Genomic DNA, 16326 nt, shown 5'->3' on the forward strand with positions numbered 1-16326 from the left:
GGCGGGGGCCTTCGGAGGTTCGGGGATCAGCGCCCCGAGACCCCGACCGAGCGCCGGTCGCTTGGCGCGGCTCATGAGCGCCCCGCTTGGCGCCGGGCGAGCATCTCTTTGGCCAGCGCCAGGTAGGCCTGCGCGCCCTTGCTCTCGATGTCGTAGAGCAGCGCCGGCTTCCCGAAGCTCGGGCTCTCGCTGAGCCGGATGTTTTGGGGGATCATGGTCTCGAATACTTGCCCGGGGAAGTGCGACTGGACCTCGGCGACGACTTGCTGCGCGAGGTTGGTGCGGCGGTCGAACATACAAAAGACGATGCCCTCGAGGCTCAGCGACGGGTTGAGGGCGGCCTTGACCCGCTCGATCGTGCCGACGAGCGCGCCGAGGCCCTCGAGTGAGAAGTACTTGGCCTGCATCGGAATCAGGACGGAGCTCGCGGCCACGAGCGCGTTGAGGGTCAGGATCCCGAGCGAGGGGGGGCAGTCGAGGATCACGAATTCCCAGTCGAAGTTGTTGCCCGCGCGGGCGCGGCGGAACGCTCGCGCGAGGACCGACTCCCGCGCGTCGACGCCGACGAGCTCGATCTCAGCCCCGGCGAGGTCCGGCGAGGCTGGCACGACGCCGAGGGTCGGCAGCTCGGTTGGGTGGACGACCGCGTCGAGCTCGGCCTGGCCGAGGAGCAGATCGTAGCTGCCTTGCTTGGCCATGCCGCGGGGGTAGCCGACGGACGAGCTGGCGTTGCCCTGGGGATCGAGATCCACGAGCAACACACGGTGCTCGGCGGCCGCGAGGCTGGCCGCGAGGTTGACCGCTGTGGTCGTCTTGCCCTCGCCACCTTTTTGGTTGCTGATCGCGAGCACCGCGGGCTTGGGGGCGCGCTTTTTTGGCGCGGGGCTTGTCTTGGCCGAGGGCACGGGCGCCCATCCTTACCACTGGCCGCCCGGGAGGGCAGGCGAGAATTCTGAGTAGGTTTTTTGCCTACATGTAGGATGCGAACCTACTATCCAGTCGTCGCCACCGAAGACCGGCTCAGAACGACTCACAGACCGACAGATCAACGTTCCAGCCGCGCGACCACCTCTTCCCGATCTCAGTTAGCCAGCCTACAGGAGCACGATCAGCCATGTACTTCCGCCGCCGTTTCAGCAGCTTCGAGGAATTCCAGCGCGAGTCTTTTGACTACGGAGACCGCGAGTTTGGCAAGGACGAGCTCGAGCTGATCGAAGAACTCGAAGCTGCCGACGAGTTCCACAGCAAGCCTCGACTCAGCCGCTGGGATTGACGCCGATCTCTCTCTCGCTCGGGTGGTCGTTGGGTCACGACCACCCGTCTCGCTGCCGGTCCGGCGCCTGTTGGCGCCGGGCCGTTTTTTGTTTGTCACTCGCCCGGGCTCGCCGGGGCCGACACCCAGCTGAGGGGGGCGTCGTCGGCGCTCGGCTCGATCCGGTGTAGGGGCTGCTCGTCAGCCGGCAAGGGCTCGCCGCTCGGGTCGGGCCACAGCCGGTAGCTGCTGACCAGGACGCCGCTCGGATCCCAGAGCACGACGGGCTCGGTGTTGGTCAATCCACCATCAGCGATCGTGCTGTCATCCGTGGTGAGGACGAGGCCAAGACCTATTGGTCCGGCATAGCCCTGGCCCACGATCAACGCTCGCGCACCGGGCGCGAGGCAGGTGAGCGACTCGCAGCCACCGTCACCTGCGAAGTACTCGAGCGGATCGACGCCCGGCGCGTCGGCACTGGGTGCATCGCCTATGGTCGCCCCCGACAGCTCAACCTCTGCATTAGAAAGATTAACTATTTCTATGAATTCATAAGGTTTTTCTTCAGACGCAGGTCCCGGGGGATTGGTCGAGACCTCGACGATCTGGATCGCGCCCGGGGTGATCGAGCGCGAGGGCAGGGGCTCGCCACCGGAGCCCTCCGGGCTCGCCTGGCCCGGGTTGGGCACGCAACTCGACCAGTCCGAGGCGTCGTCGTGGTCGGCGCTGGGGTCGCTTCGACACACGGACTGACCCGACCTCAGCTCCGTGAAGGCCGCACCAGCCCAGCCTGAGCTCGGACGTGCGGGGTCTACACCATAGACGAATTCGTCGACTATCTCGGACGCAGATCCGATCGCCACTCGTCCGTCCGCGTTGCGCAAGCCACCCGAATGCAGGAAGCCGACCGAGGTGATCGCGGGCGTGATCGACGCAGAAGCGAGGCCCGGATCGACGTCGGTCGCCCACCTCCTGATCACGAGGAACGCGCCCGGCGCGAGCTCGAGGCCGCTCAGCTCGAGCTCGTCCGCGTCGAGGACGGGCCAGCTCTGCGCGTCGATCCGGAGGCCGCTGAGATCAACCACCTCCGCTCCCGTATTTTGCAGCTCGATGAACTCGGGCGAGTCGGCGCCGCCGTCCTTGCCCTTGGGGTCGACGAGGATCTCGGTGATGCGCAGCTGAACGAGTGAAGGGTTGTCCGCCGGAGCGGCACCGGAGTCTTCGCCGGGGCCGTCGGCGCCGGCGCTCGTGCCCTCGTCGTCGAAGCTCGGGATCGGTGCGCCGTCGAGGGGGCCCCAGGTGTCCACGCCACCGAGGTCGGCGAGCGGGGCGCTGAGCTCGTCGAGCTCGGGGGGCTCGAGGCATGCACAGGTGATCAGGGCGAGGGCTGCGAGGTTTCGATTCGCCATGCACGGGTGTCGGCCCGCGGCCGCGCCCGTTGCAGGGCTTGTCGTCCGGGTCAGCTCTTTTGATCTTTGAGCTTGCGGTAGAGGGTCGTGCGGTCGATCCCGAGCAGCGCGGCCGCGCGGGCCTTGTTGCCCGAGGTCGCCTCGAGCGCGGCGGCGATCGCCAGTTGCTCGAGCTCGGCCAGGGGCAGAACCTTCTGGGCGGAGACCGCTGGGCTCGACGGGCTCGACGGGCTCGACGACCCGCTCGCGCTGCCCGGCGAAGGGCTCGCCAGCTGCAGCTCGGGCGGGAGGTCGTCGAGCTCGAGCACCGGGCCGTCGCCGAGCACGAGCGCGCGCTCGACGACGTTGCGGAGCTCGCGGACGTTGCCGGGCCACCGGTAGTTGCCGAGGACCTCGAGCGCATCATCGGCGATGCGCTCGACGTGGCGGCCCATGTCATCGCCGAGCACGCCGCAGAAATGACGGACGAGCTCGGGGATGTCCTCGCTACGCTCGCGCAGGGGCGGCAGCTTGGTCTGGATCACGCTGAGCCGGTAGAGCAGATCCTCGCGGAACCGGCCCTCGGCGACCAGCTGACGGAGATCGCGGTGAGTCGCGGCGATCAGCCGAACGTCGACCTCGACCTCGTCGGTGCCACCGACGCGGGTGAAGCTATGGTTCTCGAGCACGCGCAGCATTCGTGCCTGGGTCGAGGGCGCCATCTCGGCGATCTCGTCGAGGAACAAGGTGCCCGAGTGGGCGCGCTCGAACACGCCCTGGTGGCGCCCGATCGCACCGGTGAACGCGCCCTTTTCGTGGCCAAAGAACTCGCTCTCGAGCAGGTTCTCGGGCACCGCCGCGCAGTTGATGGCGACAAAAGGTTGGTTGGCGCGGGGCGACAGAGCATGAACCATGCGGGCCGCGAGCTCCTTGCCCGTGCCGCTCTCGCCGTTGATCAGCACGGTGGCGTTGGTCGCGGCCACGCGCTCGAGGAACACGTGGAGCTTCTTGACCGCAGCCGAGCTGCCGACGATCCGCCCGGGCGCGGCCGACCCACGCTGGGACAGGGCCGCTCGCATCTGGCTGCGCTCGGTCGCGCTCTCGCCGAGGGCGTCGAGCAGCTGCGCTGCACACACGAGCAGGGTCAGCGCGCTGTCGTCTCCGCGGCTGCGGACGGCCTCGGAGGCGCCCCACTCGGCGTAGAACACCAGGTTCCGGGCTGGGGCGGCCATCGCCCCCTGGATGCCGCGGATCTGAACGGAGCGGCGATCGGCGAGCTCGGGCTCGGCGAGCACGTCGCGCACGAGCACTGCGCGCTTCTCGGACAGGACCCGATGGAGCAGCGTGCGCGAGATCGCCAGATCGACGACGGGGCCCGAGGTCGCCGCCGCGAGGATGTCGGTGCCGTCGGCGCTCAGGAGCAGGGCGCGGGCGGCCGGTAGGGCCTCGATCGCCCACTCGCTCGCGGTCCGGTAGACCGCCTGAAGCGAGCCGCATCGGGCCAGGCGATCGCCGAGGGCCGCGAGCGCCGCCAAGCGCGTCGCGCCCGGCTGACGGGCGTCCATCTCGATCGTCGCGCGGCCATCTACCGGCGCTCCGGGGCCCCGGGCGGGGGCCTCGGGCTCGAAGGCCAGGGTCGTGTTGCCGACGGTGATCGCGGCGCCGCGGCCGAGCAGCTGTCCGCCAGACAGGGTCATGCGCCGGCCTTCGACCAGGGTCCAAACCGGGTTGACGCCGGTGATCTCGACCACGCGGATCTGGCCGTCGTCGGTCAACTCGACGCTGAGGTGGTGGCGCGAGACGGCCTGATCACCGAGCTTGAGGCCCTCGCCCTCGCCCCGACCGACGCTGAGGACCTCGCCGCGCCGCAGGCTGGCGCCGTGACCGACGTCGGGGCCGGCGCGGACGATCACGCGTAGGGCGGTCGTCCCTCCGCCGCCAGGCCGAGCATCGTGCACGACGATGTTTCTACCTGATGGCGCCGGGGGCCGATAGGGCCGCGTCGTGTCGCTGCGCAGGCCGACCCTGACGCGCGGCCAGGTGCTCGGCGAGATTGGGCTCTGCAGGGCTCCTGTGCCCGTTATCGACGACTTTGCTTGGTTGACAGGGGGGGCGCCAATGATACGGTCGGGCGGCTTTCTCGGGATCGACTCATGACCAACCCGCCGCCGCAGATCGAAGAAATCAAGGACCTCCCCGAGGTCGTATCGTTGCTGCCGCTGCGCAACTCGGTGTTGTTCCCCGGCTCGATCATTCCGATCGATGTCGGTCGGCCAAAGTCGGTCAAGCTGATCGAAGAGGCCATCGCGGCCGAGCGTCCGGTCATCGGCATCGTCACGCAGAAGGCCGCCCGGACCGAGGACCCCGGCGCCGACGACCTCCACGAGGTCGGCTGCGCGGTCCGGATCCTCAAGGTCATCAAGCTCGCCCGCGACAACTACTCCGTGATCCTCCAGGGGGTCATGCGCATCAAGATCGAGGAGCTCGTGTCCGACGAGCCCTTCTTGCAGGCCCGAGTCAGCGAGCTGCCCGAGCACGATCCATCCCCGCTCGAGGCCGAGGCCCTCGTCGCCAACATCAAGGAGACGGCCAAGAAGCTGATCTCGCTCGTGCCCGAGCTCCCGCGCGAGGCCGCGGCGCTGCTCGACAGCGTCAGCGAGCCGGGCCAGGTCGCCGACCTCGTCGCTTCGAACCTCGACATCGAGCCGAGCGAGAAGCAAGAGGTGCTCGAGGCCTTCGACGTGTCGACGCGCCTGCGCAAGGTCCTGACCCTGCTCACCCGCCAGCTCGAGATCCTCGAGATCCGCGAGCGCATCAACACCCAAGTCCAAGAAGAGATGGGCCACTCGCAGCGCGAGTACGTCCTGCGCCAGCAGCTCAAGGCGATCAAGGGTGAGCTCGGCGAGATCGACGACGAGAACGCCGAAGCCGACGAGTTCGAGCAGAAGATCGCCGACGCCAAGATGCCCGAGGAGGCCGAGAAGGTCGCCTTCAAGCAGCTCAACCGGCTCAAGCAGATGCAGCCCTCGAGCGCCGAGTACACGGTCACGCGGACCTACCTCGAGTGGCTGGTCGACCTGCCGTGGAGCGTGACGACCGAAGATCAGCTCGAGATCGCCACGGTCCGCGACGTCCTCAACGAGGATCACTACGACCTCGAGAAGGTCAAAAAGCGGATCCTCGAGTACATGGCGGTGCTCAAGCTCAACGCGTCCAAGAAGGGGCCGATCCTGTGCCTCGTCGGGCCGCCCGGGGTCGGCAAGACCTCGCTGGGCAAGAGCGTCGCGCGGGCGATCGGGCGCAGCTTCGTCCGCATCAGCCTCGGCGGCGTGCGCGACGAGGCCGAGATCCGCGGTCACCGTCGGACCTACGTCGGCTCGCTGCCCGGACGCTTGATCCAGGCGCTCAAGCGGGCGGGGACCAACAACCCGGTCATCGTGCTCGACGAGATCGACAAGCTCGGCCACGACTTTCGCGGCGACCCGGCCTCGGCCCTGCTCGAGGTCCTCGACCCCGAGCAAAACCACACCTTCTCGGATCACTACCTCGAGGTCACCTTCGACCTCTCGCGCGTGATGTTCATCGTCACCGCGAACACGATCGATCCGATCCCGCCCGCGCTGCGCGACCGCCTCGAGATCCTCGAGCTGCCGGGCTACACCCGGCAAGAGAAGCTGGCGATCGCGCGCCGCTTCTTGATCCCCAAGCAGATCAGCGAGCACGGGCTCGCGCGCGACGACCTCTCGCTCGGGTTCGCCGATGACGCGATCATGGAGGTCATCGACAGCTACACCCGCGAGGCCGGGGTCCGAAACCTCCAGCGCGAGATCTCGTCGGTCGTCCGCGGCGTCGCGGTCAAGTACGTCGAGGGCGAGATCTCCGGTGAGGTCGAGATCCGCGCGACCGACATCCCCGATTTTCTCGGGCCCCAGCGCTTCTTGCCCGAGATGGCCGAGCGCACCTCGTCCCCCGGCGTCGCGACCGGCCTGGCGTGGACGCCGACCGGCGGGGAGATCATGTTCATCGAGGCCACCGCGATGCCCGGCAAGGGCGGGCTGATGCTCACCGGTCAGCTCGGCGACGTGATGAAGGAGTCGGCCCAGGCGGCGATGAGCTACCTCAAGAGCCACCTCGAGGCGCTCGGCATCGAGAGCGACGCGCTCGAGGGTCGCGACATCCACGTCCACGTGCCCGCGGGAGCGATCCCAAAGGACGGCCCGTCCGCAGGCGTGGCGATGTTCTCGGCGCTCGTGTCATTGCTCACTGGTCGCTGCATTCGCGCCGACGTTGCGATGACGGGCGAGATTACGCTGCGCGGTCTCGTGCTGCCCGTCGGCGGGATCAAGGAGAAGCTGCTCGCGGCCCACCGCGCCGGGATCCGCCGCATCCTGCTGCCGGATCGCAACGAGAAGGACGTTGTCGACATCCCCGAGGAGATTCGCAACGAGATTGAGATTGTCCACGTCAAGCGCGTGGACGACGTGCTCGAGGCGGCGCTCGACAAGCCCCAGGCAGACCGCGAGCGCGCGGACTGAGCCATCTCCGGGCCATCTCCGGGCCATCTCCAGGCCGGGACCGAGCGGGACCGAGCAGCACTGAGCCGGGAGGCGGCAGGCTCGCAACGCGCCGCCTGAGCTCCGGTTGACATCCGGGACCGGCGTCTTAGGTTCGCCGCCGACCAACGCAGCAGTTCAAAGCGCGGCCCGTGCCGGCAGACCGAGAAGCGGTCGCCCGGGTCCCGCAAGCAGCCGGGGCGCGAGCCCCCAAAGCACACGCATCAGAAAGGACTCACCAACCATGGGCAAGATTATCGGCATCGACCTCGGGACCACCAACTCCGTCGTGGCCGTGATGGAGGGCAACGAGCCCAAGGTCATCACCAACGAAGAAGGCGGGCGCACGACGCCCTCCGTCGTGGCCTTCGAGGCCAACGGCAACGTGCTCGTCGGCCAGCAGGCCCGGCGCCAGGCCATCACCAACCCCGAGAACACCATCTTCTCGGCCAAGCGCTTCATCGGTCGGCGCCACGACGAGGTCGTCAAGGAGCTCGATCGCGTGCCCTTCCACGTCGTCAAGGGCGGCAACGGCGACGCGCAGTTCGAGGTTCGCGGCAAGAACTACCCGCCGCCCGAGATCAGCGCCCGCGTGCTGATGAAGCTCAAGAAGGCGGCCGAGGACTACCTCGGCGAGACCGTGACCGAGGCGGTGATCACGGTCCCGGCCTACTTCAACGACTCCCAGCGTCAGGCGACCAAGGACGCCGGGCGCATCGCCGGCCTCGAGGTCAAGCGCATCGTCAACGAGCCGACCGCGGCCGCGCTCGCCTACGGCCGGTCCAAGGGCAGCGCCGACGAGCAGATCATCGCGGTCTACGACCTCGGCGGCGGCACCTTCGACATCTCGATCCTCGAGGTCGCCGAGAACGTGGTCGAGGTCATCTCGACCAACGGCGACACCCACCTCGGCGGTGACGACTTCGACGACCGGATCATGGATTGGCTGATCCAGGAGTTCAAGAAGGACACCGGCATCGACGTCAGCGGCGACAAGCTCGTCCGCCAGCGCCTCAAGGACGCGGCCGAGAAGGCCAAGATCGAGCTCTCGCACGCGACCGAGACCGACATCAACCTGCCCTTCCTGACCGCCGACGCGACCGGGCCCAAGCACCTCCAGATCAAGCTCTCGCGCGCTCGCTTCGAGTCGATGATCGACGACCTGGTCAAGCGCAGCATCGAGCCGGTCAAGAAGGCCCTCGCCGACGCCAAGAAGGACAAGGGCCAGATCGACGAGATCCTGCTCGTCGGTGGCTCGACCCGGATCCCGCTGGTTCAAAAGGCCGTCGAGGAATTCTTCGGCAAGGGCCCGAACAGGGGCGTCAACCCCGACGAGGTCGTCGGTCTCGGCGCCGCGGTCCAGGCCGGCGTCCTGTCCGGTGACGTCAGCGACATCGTGCTCGTCGACGTGACCCCGCTGTCGCTCGGCATCGAGACCCTCGGTGGCGTGATGACCGTCCTGATCCCGCGCAACACCACCATCCCGACGCGCAAGTCCGAGACCTTCACGACCGCGGCTGACAACCAGCCCAGCGTCGAGGTCCACGTGTGCCAGGGCGAGCGCAAGATGGCCGGTGACAACCGCACGCTCGGCAAGTTCAGCCTCGTCGGCATCCCGCCGGCGCCGCGTGGGGTCCCCCAGGTCGAGGTCACCTTCGACATCGACGCCAACGGCATCGTCAACGTCTCGGCCAAGGACAAGGCCACGGGCAAGGAGCAGAAGATCACGATCACCGCCAGCTCGGGTCTGTCCGAGGACGACATCGAGCGCATGGTCGACGACGCCAAGGCCCACGAGGAAGAGGACACCAAGCGCCGTCAGGCGGTCGAGAACCGCAACCAGCTCGACGCGACGATCCTCCAGATGGAGAAGCTGCTCGGCGAGAGCGGCGACAAGCTGCCGCCCGAGTCGAGGACCGAGGTCGAGACCGCGATCAGCGACGCCAAAGAGGCGCTCGAGTCCGACGATCCGGACCGTGTCGCGGCCGCCCAGGAGTCGCTCACCGCGGCCTCGCACAAGCTCGCCCAGGCGATGTACGGCCAGCAGGGTGAGCCCGGCGCCGAGCCCGGCCCGGGCTTCGATCCGGGGGCCGCGCCGGGAGCCGACGCGGGTGAGCCCGCCGACGCAGGCGACTCGGATGTGATCGACGCCGAGTTCGAAGAGAAGAACTGAGCCGCGCGCCGGTCAAACAACGAAAGAAGGGGGCCCAAGCGGGCTCCCTTCTTCTTTGGTTGTCCCCAGCGCGTCCCCCACTGTAAGCTGGGCCACTTCCCAACCCGAAGACCAAGCGAGAGCGTGAGACATGGCTGAGACTGTACGCTGCGGGCTGATCCAGTGCGCGAACCCGATTAATGATGAGAGCCGCCCCGTCGCCGAGATCTGTGAGGCGATGGTTCAAAAGCACCTGCCGCTGATCGATGAAGCCGGCGAGAAGGGCGTGCAGATCCTGTGCTTGCAGGAGATGTTCAACGGGCCCTACTTCTGCCCCAGCCAGGATCCGCGCTGGTACGAGTCGGCCGAGCCGGTCCCGGGCCCGACGACCGAGCGGCTCGCGGCCTACGCCAAGAAGCACGAGATGGTTCTGGTCGTCCCGATCTACGAGAAGGCCATGCGCGGGGTCTACTACAACACCGCCGCGGTCATCGACGCCGACGGCACCTACCTCGGCAAGTACCGCAAGCAGCACATCCCGCAGGTCGCCGGCTTCTGGGAGAAGTTCTTCTTCAAGCCCGGCAACGGCGGCTACCCGGTGTTCGACACCCGCTACGCCAAGGTCGGGGTCTACATCTGCTACGACCGCCACTTCCCCGAGGGCGCGCGCTGCCTCGGCCTCAACGGGGCCGAGATCGTGTTCAACCCCAGCGCCACGGTCGCCGGGCTCTCGCAGTACCTGTGGAAGCTCGAGCAGCCGGCCCACGCCGTCGCCAACGGCTACTTCGTCGGGGCGATCAACCGCGTCGGGGTCGAGCCGCCGTGGGAGATCGGCAAGTTTTACGGGACCAGCTACTTCGTCAACCCGCGCGGCGAGTTCGTCGCGACGGGCTCGGAGGACGCCGACGAGCTCGTGATCGCCGACCTCGATCTCGCGATGATCGACGAGGTCCGCTCGACCTGGCAGTTCTATCGCGACCGCCGGCCCGAGGCCTACGACGAGCTGAACAAGATCTGATCCCTGGCTGCGTCACAACCCGAGCTCGAGGAGCACCGCCATGTCCAAGCACCTACTGATCCGCGGCGGCACGCTCGTGACCGCCGACGACGAGCGCCGCGCCGACCTGCTCGTCATCGACGGGAAGATCGCGGCGGTCTCGACCGCTGACGAGGGCCTCGACGCGCCCGCGGGCGCCCGAGTCATCGACGCGGGCGGGGCCTACGTCATGCCCGGCGGCATCGACCCGCACACCCACATGGAGCTGCCCTTCATGGGCACGGTCGCGTCCGAGGACTTCTTCACCGGGACCTCGGCGGCGGCCGCAGGCGGGACCACGATGGCGATCGACTTCGTGATCCCGAGCCCCAAGGAGCCGCTGCTCGACGCCTACACCAAGTGGCGCGGCTGGGCCGAGAAGGCCGCCTGCGACTACTCCTTTCATGTCGCCGTGACCTGGTGGGACGAGAGCGTCCACGCCGACATGGGCACGCTCGCGGCCGAGCACGGGGTCAACAGCTTCAAGCACTTCATGGCCTACAAGGGCGCGATCATGTGCGACGACGAGGTCCTCGTGAACAGCTTCACCCGCGCGGGTGAGCTCGGGGCCCTGTGCACGGTTCACGCCGAGAACGGCGAGCTGGTCTGGGCCCTGCAACAGCGGGTGTTCGAGGCGGGCATCACCGGGCCCGAGGGCCACCCGCGCTCGCGCCCGCCCGAGGTCGAGGGCGAGGCCGCGAACCGGGCGATCCGGATCGCCGAGGTCCTCGGCGTGCCCGTGTACCTGGTCCACACCTCGTGCATCGACGCGCTCGAGGCCGTGACCCGGGCCCGGCTCGAGGGCCAGCGCGTGTTCGCCGAGGTCCTCGCCCAGCACCTGGTCATCGACGACTCGGTCTACCGCGACCGCGACTGGGACCGCGCCGCGCACCACGTCATGAGCCCGCCCTTTCGGCCCAAGCACCACCAGGACGCGCTGTGGGCTGGGCTCGCCTCGGGCATGCTCCAGACGACGGCGACCGATCACTGCTGCTTTTGCACGCCGCAAAAGCGCATGGGCCTCGACGACTTTCGCAAGATCCCCAACGGGACCAACGGGATCGAGGATCGCATGGCGGTCCTGTGGCACCACGGGGTCCGCAGCGGCAAGCTGACGCCCTCGGAGTTCGTCGCCGTGACCTCGACCAACGCTGCGAAGATCTTCAACGTCTACCCGCGCAAGGGCTCGCTGGCGGTCGGCGCCGACGCTGACATCGTCGTGTGGGATCCAAAGCGCGAGCGGACGATCTCGGCCGCGACCCACAACCAGAACATCGACTTTTCGATCTACGAGGGCATGGAGGTGATCGGCGCGCCGGCCTACACGCTCTCGCGCGGGCGCGTCGTCTACGAAGACGGCCAGCTCAAGACCGAGAAGGGCACGGGCCGCTACGTCGACCGGCCCTGCCACGCGCCTTACTGGGCCGCGCAGCGGCTCCGCAACGAGGGCGCCAAGGCCACGGCCGTCGAGCGCACGTTGCCCACGCCCGAGGAAGGGTAGGGGAGCGCAGGTGAGCGTCGAGCTCGAGCTTCACGATCCCGATCCGAGCCTGGTCAACGACGACATCCGCCCGGTCCCGGCCAAGGAGCGCCACTGGTCGGTGTTGAGCATGGCCAGCTTGTGGGTCGGGATGGTCGTGTGCGTGCCGACCTACATGCTCGCCGGTGGGCTGATCGATCAGGGCATGAGCTGGAAGCAGGCCGTGCTCACGGTCATGCTCGGCAACGTCGTCGTGCTCGCGCCGATGATCCTCAACGGCCACCCGGGGACCAAGTACGGCGTGCCCTTTCCGGTCCTCGCCCGGGCCAGCTTCGGGATCAACGGCGCCCACGTGCCGAGCCTGATGCGCGCGCTCGTGGCCTGCGGGTGGTTCGGGATCCAGACCTGGGTCGGCGGCGCGGCGATCTTCGCCCTCGCCGACGTGATAATCGCCAGCGATCTGACCGCGCTCGTCGATCTGCCCGTGCTCGGCATCAACGCCGTCGAGTTCGCCTGCTTCATGGGCTTTTGGGCCCTGCAGGTGGTCATCATCCATCGCGGCGTCGAGTCGATCCGGGTGCTCGAGAGCGCGGCCGCGCCCTTCTTGATCGTCATGGGCCTCGCGCTCCTGGCCTGGGCCTGGGTCAAGGCTGAGGGCTTCGGCCCGATGCTCTCGACCCCCAGCCAGTTCGGTCCCGGGCAGCCGCGCGAGGGCGAATTTTGGCAGGTGTTCTTCCCCAGCCTGACCGCGATGGTCGGGTTTTGGGCGACGCTGTCGCTCAACATCCCGGACTTCACCCGCTACGCCAAATCGCAGCGCGACCAGGTCCTCGGCCAGGCGATCGGGCTGCCAACCACGATGACCCTGTTCGCGTTCATCAGCGTGGCCGTGACCTCGGCGACCACGGTGATCTTCGGCGAGCCGGTCTGGGATCCGACCGTGCTGCTCGGCAAGATGGGCGGCGGCTTCTCGGTCGTGATCTCGCTGCTCGCGCTCACTGTCGCGACCTTGTCGACCAACATCGCGGCCAACGTGGTCTCGCCCGCCAACGCGATGATCAACGTCAACCCGCGCAAGATCAGCTTTCGGCTCGGGGGCTACGTGACCGCGGGCCTCGGCGTGGCGATCTTCCCGTGGAAGCTGATCGAGAGCACGGGCAGCTACATCTTCACCTGGCTGATCGGGTACTCGGCGCTGCTCGGGCCGATCGGCGGGATCCTGATCATCGACTACTTCGTGCTGCGTCGGACGCAGCTCGATCTCCAGGGCCTGTACCGGCGCCGCGGACCCTACTTTTACAAGGGCGGGTTCAACCCCGCGGCGCTGATCGCGTTTGCGCTCGCGGTCGTGCCCAACGTGGCGGGCTTCGCCCACGTGGCCGGCATCGTTGACGAGGTTGCGCCGATCTGGGACCAGATCTACGCCTACGCGTGGTTTGTCGGCTTCCTGCTCGGCGGCGGCCTCTACTGGGCGCTGATGACACTCACCGGCTCGAACACGCCGGCAAAAGGACGATCAACATGAGTCAGATCCTCGGGACCTTCTCCGCAACCAACTACGCGTTCACGGCCACGGCTCCGGCTCAAAACTGGATCGGCGGCGAGTGGGCGAAGGCGAGCTCGGGCGCGTCAATTGATGTGCTCAACCCGCGCCACGGCAAGGCCATGAGCGCGGCGCCGATGTCCGCGGCGCAAGACGTCGATCGGGCGGTCACGGCGGCCGCGGCGGCGCTGCCCGAGTGGAAGCAGTGGCCGATGCGCGAGCGCGCCCAGGTCCTCTATCGCCTCCGCGCCCTGATGGAGGGCGAGCGCGAGGCCCTGGCCTGGCTGATCGCCCACGAGAACGGCAAGATCTACGCCCAGGCGCTGGCCGAGGTCGACAAGGCGATCGAGTGCGTGGAGTTTGGCTGCGCGCTGCCCAACATGGCGGCGGGCGCCCAGCTCGACGTCAGCCGCGGGGTCAACTGCCAGCTCAGCCACGAGCCGCTCGGGGTCGTCGCCGGGGTCACGCCCTTCAACTTCCCGCTGATGGTCCCGCTGTGGATGCTCCCCCAGGCCCTAGTCGGCGGGAATTGCTTCGTGCTCAAGCCCTCGGAGCAGGTCCCGCTGTCGATGGTCCGCCTCGCCGAGCTCCTGGCCGAGGCCGGGCTCCCGAGCGGCGTGTTCAACCTCGTCCACGGCGGCAAGCCCACGGTCGAGGCGCTGTGCGATCACCCGGGCATCTCGGCCTTCGCCTTCGTCGGCTCGACCGCGGTCGCGCGCAGCGTCTACGGCCGGGCGTGCGCGACGGGCAAGCGGGCGCTGTGCCTCGGCGGGGCCAAGAACCACCTCATCGTCGTGCCCGACGCCGACGTCGAGCTCACGGCCGAGAACGTCGTGGCCTCGTTCACCGGCTGCTCGGGCCAGCGATGCATGGCCGCGGCCAACCTCGTCGCCGTCGGCGACGTCGACCACATCATCGCGGCGATCGCCGAGCGGGCCGCGAAGCTGGTCCCGGGCGTCGACCACGGCGCGGTCACCAACGCCGGCAGCATCGAGCGGATCAACGGCTACATCGAGCGGGCCGAGCAGGGCGGGGCCAAGGTCCTCGTCGACGGCCGGGCCAAGCGCGGCGAGGAGGCGGGCGGCTACTGGGTCGGCGCGACGATCCTCGACAACGTCGGGGCCGACACGCCCGCGGCCAAGGACGAGATCTTTGGCCCGGTCCTCAGCATCGTGCGCGTGCCCAACCTCGAGGCCGCGATCGCGCTGGAGAACTCGAGCCCCTACGGCAACGCCTCGTCGATCTACACGACCTCCGGGCACGTCGCGCGCGAGGTCATGGGCCGGGTCGAGGCCGGCATGTGCGGGGTCAACATCGGCGTCCCGGTCCCGCGCGAGCCGTTCGGGTTTGGCGGCTGGAACGACTCCGCGTTCGGCCACGGCAACATCACGGGCTGGGATGGCTTCCGGTTCTGGACCCGGCCGCGCAAGGTCACCAGCAAGTGGGCGCTACAGAAGGATCAGACGTGGATGTCATGAGCATGTCCAGCGAAGAGATGATCAGCACCTGCCTCGAGCACACGATGTTCTCGTGGGCGGCGAGCGGCACGGTCTCGCCCCTGCCGATCGCCCGGGCCCAGGGCGTGTACCTCTACACGCCCGAGGGGCAGAAGATCCTCGACTTCAACAGCCAGCTGATGTCGGTCAACGTCGGGCACTCGCACCCGAAGATCGTCGAGGCGATCAAGCAGGCCGCCGACGGGCTGATCTACGTGTACCCGGGCGCGGCGACCGAGGCGCGCGCGCGCCTGTCCAAGCGCCTCGCGCAGCTGTGCCCCGGCGACATCGACTGCTTCTTCTTCACCCTCGGCGGCGCCGAGTCCAACGAGAACGCGATCAAGGCCGCGCGCCTCTACACCGGGCGGCCCAAGATCCTGTCGAGCTACCGCAGCTACCACGGGGCAACCAACGCGTGCATGCAGCTCACGGGGGATCCCCGGCGCATCCACAACGAGCCCGGCGGGCCAGGCTACGTCCACGTGATGCCGCCGTGGCCCTACGACTACAGCTTCGGCGCCGACGAGGATCAGATCACCGCAAACCACCTCCGCTACCTCGACGAGGTGATCATGTACGAGGGGCCCGATCAGATCGCGGCGATGTTCGTCGAGACCGTCGTCGGGACCAACGGCATCTTGCCGCCGCCGCGGGGCTGGATGCAGGGCCTGCGCGCGCTGCTCGACAAGCACGGCATCTTGCTCGTGTGCGATGAGGTCATGTGCGGCTGGGGCCGGACCGGGAAGCTGTTCGCCGTCGAGCACTACGGCGTGGTCCCCGACATCCTGACCATGGCCAAGGGCCTGACCAGCTCGACGGTCCCGCTCGGTGCGATGGGCGTGCGCCGGGCGATCGCCGATCACTTCCGCGAGCACGTGTTTTGGGGGGGCTTGACCTACAACGCCCACGCGTTCGCGTGCAGCATCGCGCTCGCGGCCGTCGACGTGCTCGTCGACGAGGGCATGGTCGACAACGCCGCCAAGCTCGAGCCGGTCATGCGCAGCGAGATGGATCGGCTCCGCGACAAGCACCCCTCGGTTCGCGGCGGGCGCTGCATCGGGCTGTTCGGAATGATCGACATCCAGCGCAACGCCGCGGGCGACTCGATCGCCCCCTACGACGGCACCCACCCCGCGATGCAGCGCCTCGCGGCCTTCTTCCGCGACGAGGGCCTGTTTACCTTCGTGCGCTGGGGCAGCTTCATGTGCAACCCGCCGCTGTGCATCACCGAGGCCCAACTGCGAGAGGGCTTCGAGATCATCGATCGGGGCCTCGACATCACCGACGAGGCCTTCGAAGGCTAGCAGCCCGGGGTGCTAGCAGCCCGGGGTGCAATGCATCGTGTCGCCTCGCGCCGGAATGTTCGCCGAGGGCGCGAAGCCAAAACGCCGCTGTACCGGGCGTACTGCAAGTTTTGGCGACAAAG

The 16326-nt window shown here is 68.2% G+C and carries 11 protein-coding genes; 8 read left to right on the forward strand and 3 right to left on the reverse strand.

The genetic code is table 11. The features are described from left to right. Window positions 1-71: 71 nt before the first annotated feature. Window positions 72-905 carry a ParA family protein gene (locus tag ENSA5_RS16280; protein ID WP_308726552.1) on the reverse strand — a complete coding sequence of 278 codons (834 nt, stop codon included), beginning with the start codon at window positions 903-905 and terminating at the stop codon, window positions 72-74. Window positions 906-1114: 209 nt separating this feature from the next. Between ENSA5_RS16280 and ENSA5_RS37745 the strand changes: the two genes are divergently transcribed. Beyond that, a complete protein-coding gene (locus ENSA5_RS37745; protein ID WP_181197815.1) occupies window positions 1115-1273 on the forward strand; it encodes a hypothetical protein in 159 nt (52 codons plus the stop codon). Between the two features lie 95 nt (window positions 1274-1368). Here the strand turns inward: ENSA5_RS37745 and ENSA5_RS16285 are convergent, their stop codons facing one another. Beyond that, on the reverse strand, window positions 1369-2661 hold the full coding sequence (locus tag ENSA5_RS16285) for a lamin tail domain-containing protein (RefSeq protein WP_106392585.1): 1293 nt from the start codon (window positions 2659-2661) through the stop codon (window positions 1369-1371). Between the two features lie 50 nt (window positions 2662-2711). After that, window positions 2712-4553, reverse strand: coding sequence for a sigma 54-interacting transcriptional regulator (locus ENSA5_RS16290; protein ID WP_106392586.1), 1842 nt, complete (start codon window positions 4551-4553; stop codon window positions 2712-2714). A 240-nt stretch (window positions 4554-4793) separates the two neighbouring features. Here ENSA5_RS16290 and lon point away from each other — a divergent pair, with 240 nt between their 5' ends. From lon to ENSA5_RS16325, 7 genes are all read left to right on the forward strand, one after another. Next, entirely contained in the window at window positions 4794-7175 is a 2382-nt protein-coding gene (lon, locus tag ENSA5_RS16295; protein ID WP_106392587.1) for an endopeptidase La, read from the forward strand. Between the two features lie 262 nt (window positions 7176-7437). Then, window positions 7438-9366: a molecular chaperone DnaK gene (gene dnaK, locus ENSA5_RS16300; protein WP_106392588.1), complete on the forward strand. Its 1929-nt coding sequence runs from the start codon at window positions 7438-7440 to the stop codon at window positions 9364-9366. 130 nt (window positions 9367-9496) lie between these two features. Next, complete coding sequence (locus ENSA5_RS16305; RefSeq protein WP_106392589.1) at window positions 9497-10363, forward strand: nitrilase-related carbon-nitrogen hydrolase; 867 nt, start codon at window positions 9497-9499, stop codon at window positions 10361-10363. A gap of 40 nt (window positions 10364-10403) precedes the next feature. Further along, window positions 10404-11882 (forward strand): dihydropyrimidinase, encoded by a 1479-nt coding sequence (hydA, locus tag ENSA5_RS16310; protein ID WP_106392590.1) that lies wholly within the window; start codon window positions 10404-10406, stop codon window positions 11880-11882. Between the two features lie 10 nt (window positions 11883-11892). Continuing rightward, entirely contained in the window at window positions 11893-13386 is a 1494-nt protein-coding gene (locus ENSA5_RS16315) for an NCS1 family nucleobase:cation symporter-1 (protein ID WP_106392591.1), read from the forward strand. Beyond that, complete coding sequence (locus ENSA5_RS16320; protein WP_106392592.1) at window positions 13383-14882, forward strand: CoA-acylating methylmalonate-semialdehyde dehydrogenase; 1500 nt, start codon at window positions 13383-13385, stop codon at window positions 14880-14882. The genes ENSA5_RS16315 and ENSA5_RS16320 overlap by 4 nt, the downstream gene beginning before the upstream one ends. After that, the gene (locus ENSA5_RS16325; protein ID WP_106392593.1) at window positions 14879-16204 is read left to right on the forward strand and encodes an aminotransferase class III-fold pyridoxal phosphate-dependent enzyme; all 1326 of its coding nucleotides are present in this window, start codon (window positions 14879-14881) and stop codon (window positions 16202-16204) included. Before ENSA5_RS16320 ends, ENSA5_RS16325 begins: the two co-directional genes overlap by 4 nt. The last annotated feature ends 122 nt before the right edge of the window (window positions 16205-16326 follow it).

Source organism: Enhygromyxa salina, from assembly GCF_002994615.1.
GTDB classification, from domain to species: domain Bacteria; phylum Myxococcota_A; class Polyangia; order Nannocystales; family Nannocystaceae; genus Plesiocystis; species Plesiocystis salina_A.

What these genes read in the sequence shown, in the direction of transcription:
- ENSA5_RS16325 (WP_106392593.1), top strand. Translation starts at nt 14,879, where the DNA reads ATGAGCATGTCCAGCGAAGAGATGATCAGCACCTGCCTCGAGCACACG.
- dnaK (WP_106392588.1), top strand. Translation starts at nt 7,438, where the DNA reads ATGGGCAAGATTATCGGCATCGACCTCGGGACCACCAACTCCGTCGTG.
- ENSA5_RS16320 (WP_106392592.1), top strand. Translation starts at nt 13,383, where the DNA reads ATGAGTCAGATCCTCGGGACCTTCTCCGCAACCAACTACGCGTTCACG.
- ENSA5_RS37745 (WP_181197815.1), top strand. Translation starts at nt 1,115, where the DNA reads ATGTACTTCCGCCGCCGTTTCAGCAGCTTCGAGGAATTCCAGCGCGAG.
- lon (WP_106392587.1), top strand. Translation starts at nt 4,794, where the DNA reads ATGACCAACCCGCCGCCGCAGATCGAAGAAATCAAGGACCTCCCCGAG.
- ENSA5_RS16285 (WP_106392585.1), bottom strand. Translation starts at nt 2,661, where the DNA reads ATGGCGAATCGAAACCTCGCAGCCCTCGCCCTGATCACCTGTGCATGC.
- hydA (WP_106392590.1), top strand. Translation starts at nt 10,404, where the DNA reads ATGTCCAAGCACCTACTGATCCGCGGCGGCACGCTCGTGACCGCCGAC.
- ENSA5_RS16305 (WP_106392589.1), top strand. Translation starts at nt 9,497, where the DNA reads ATGGCTGAGACTGTACGCTGCGGGCTGATCCAGTGCGCGAACCCGATT.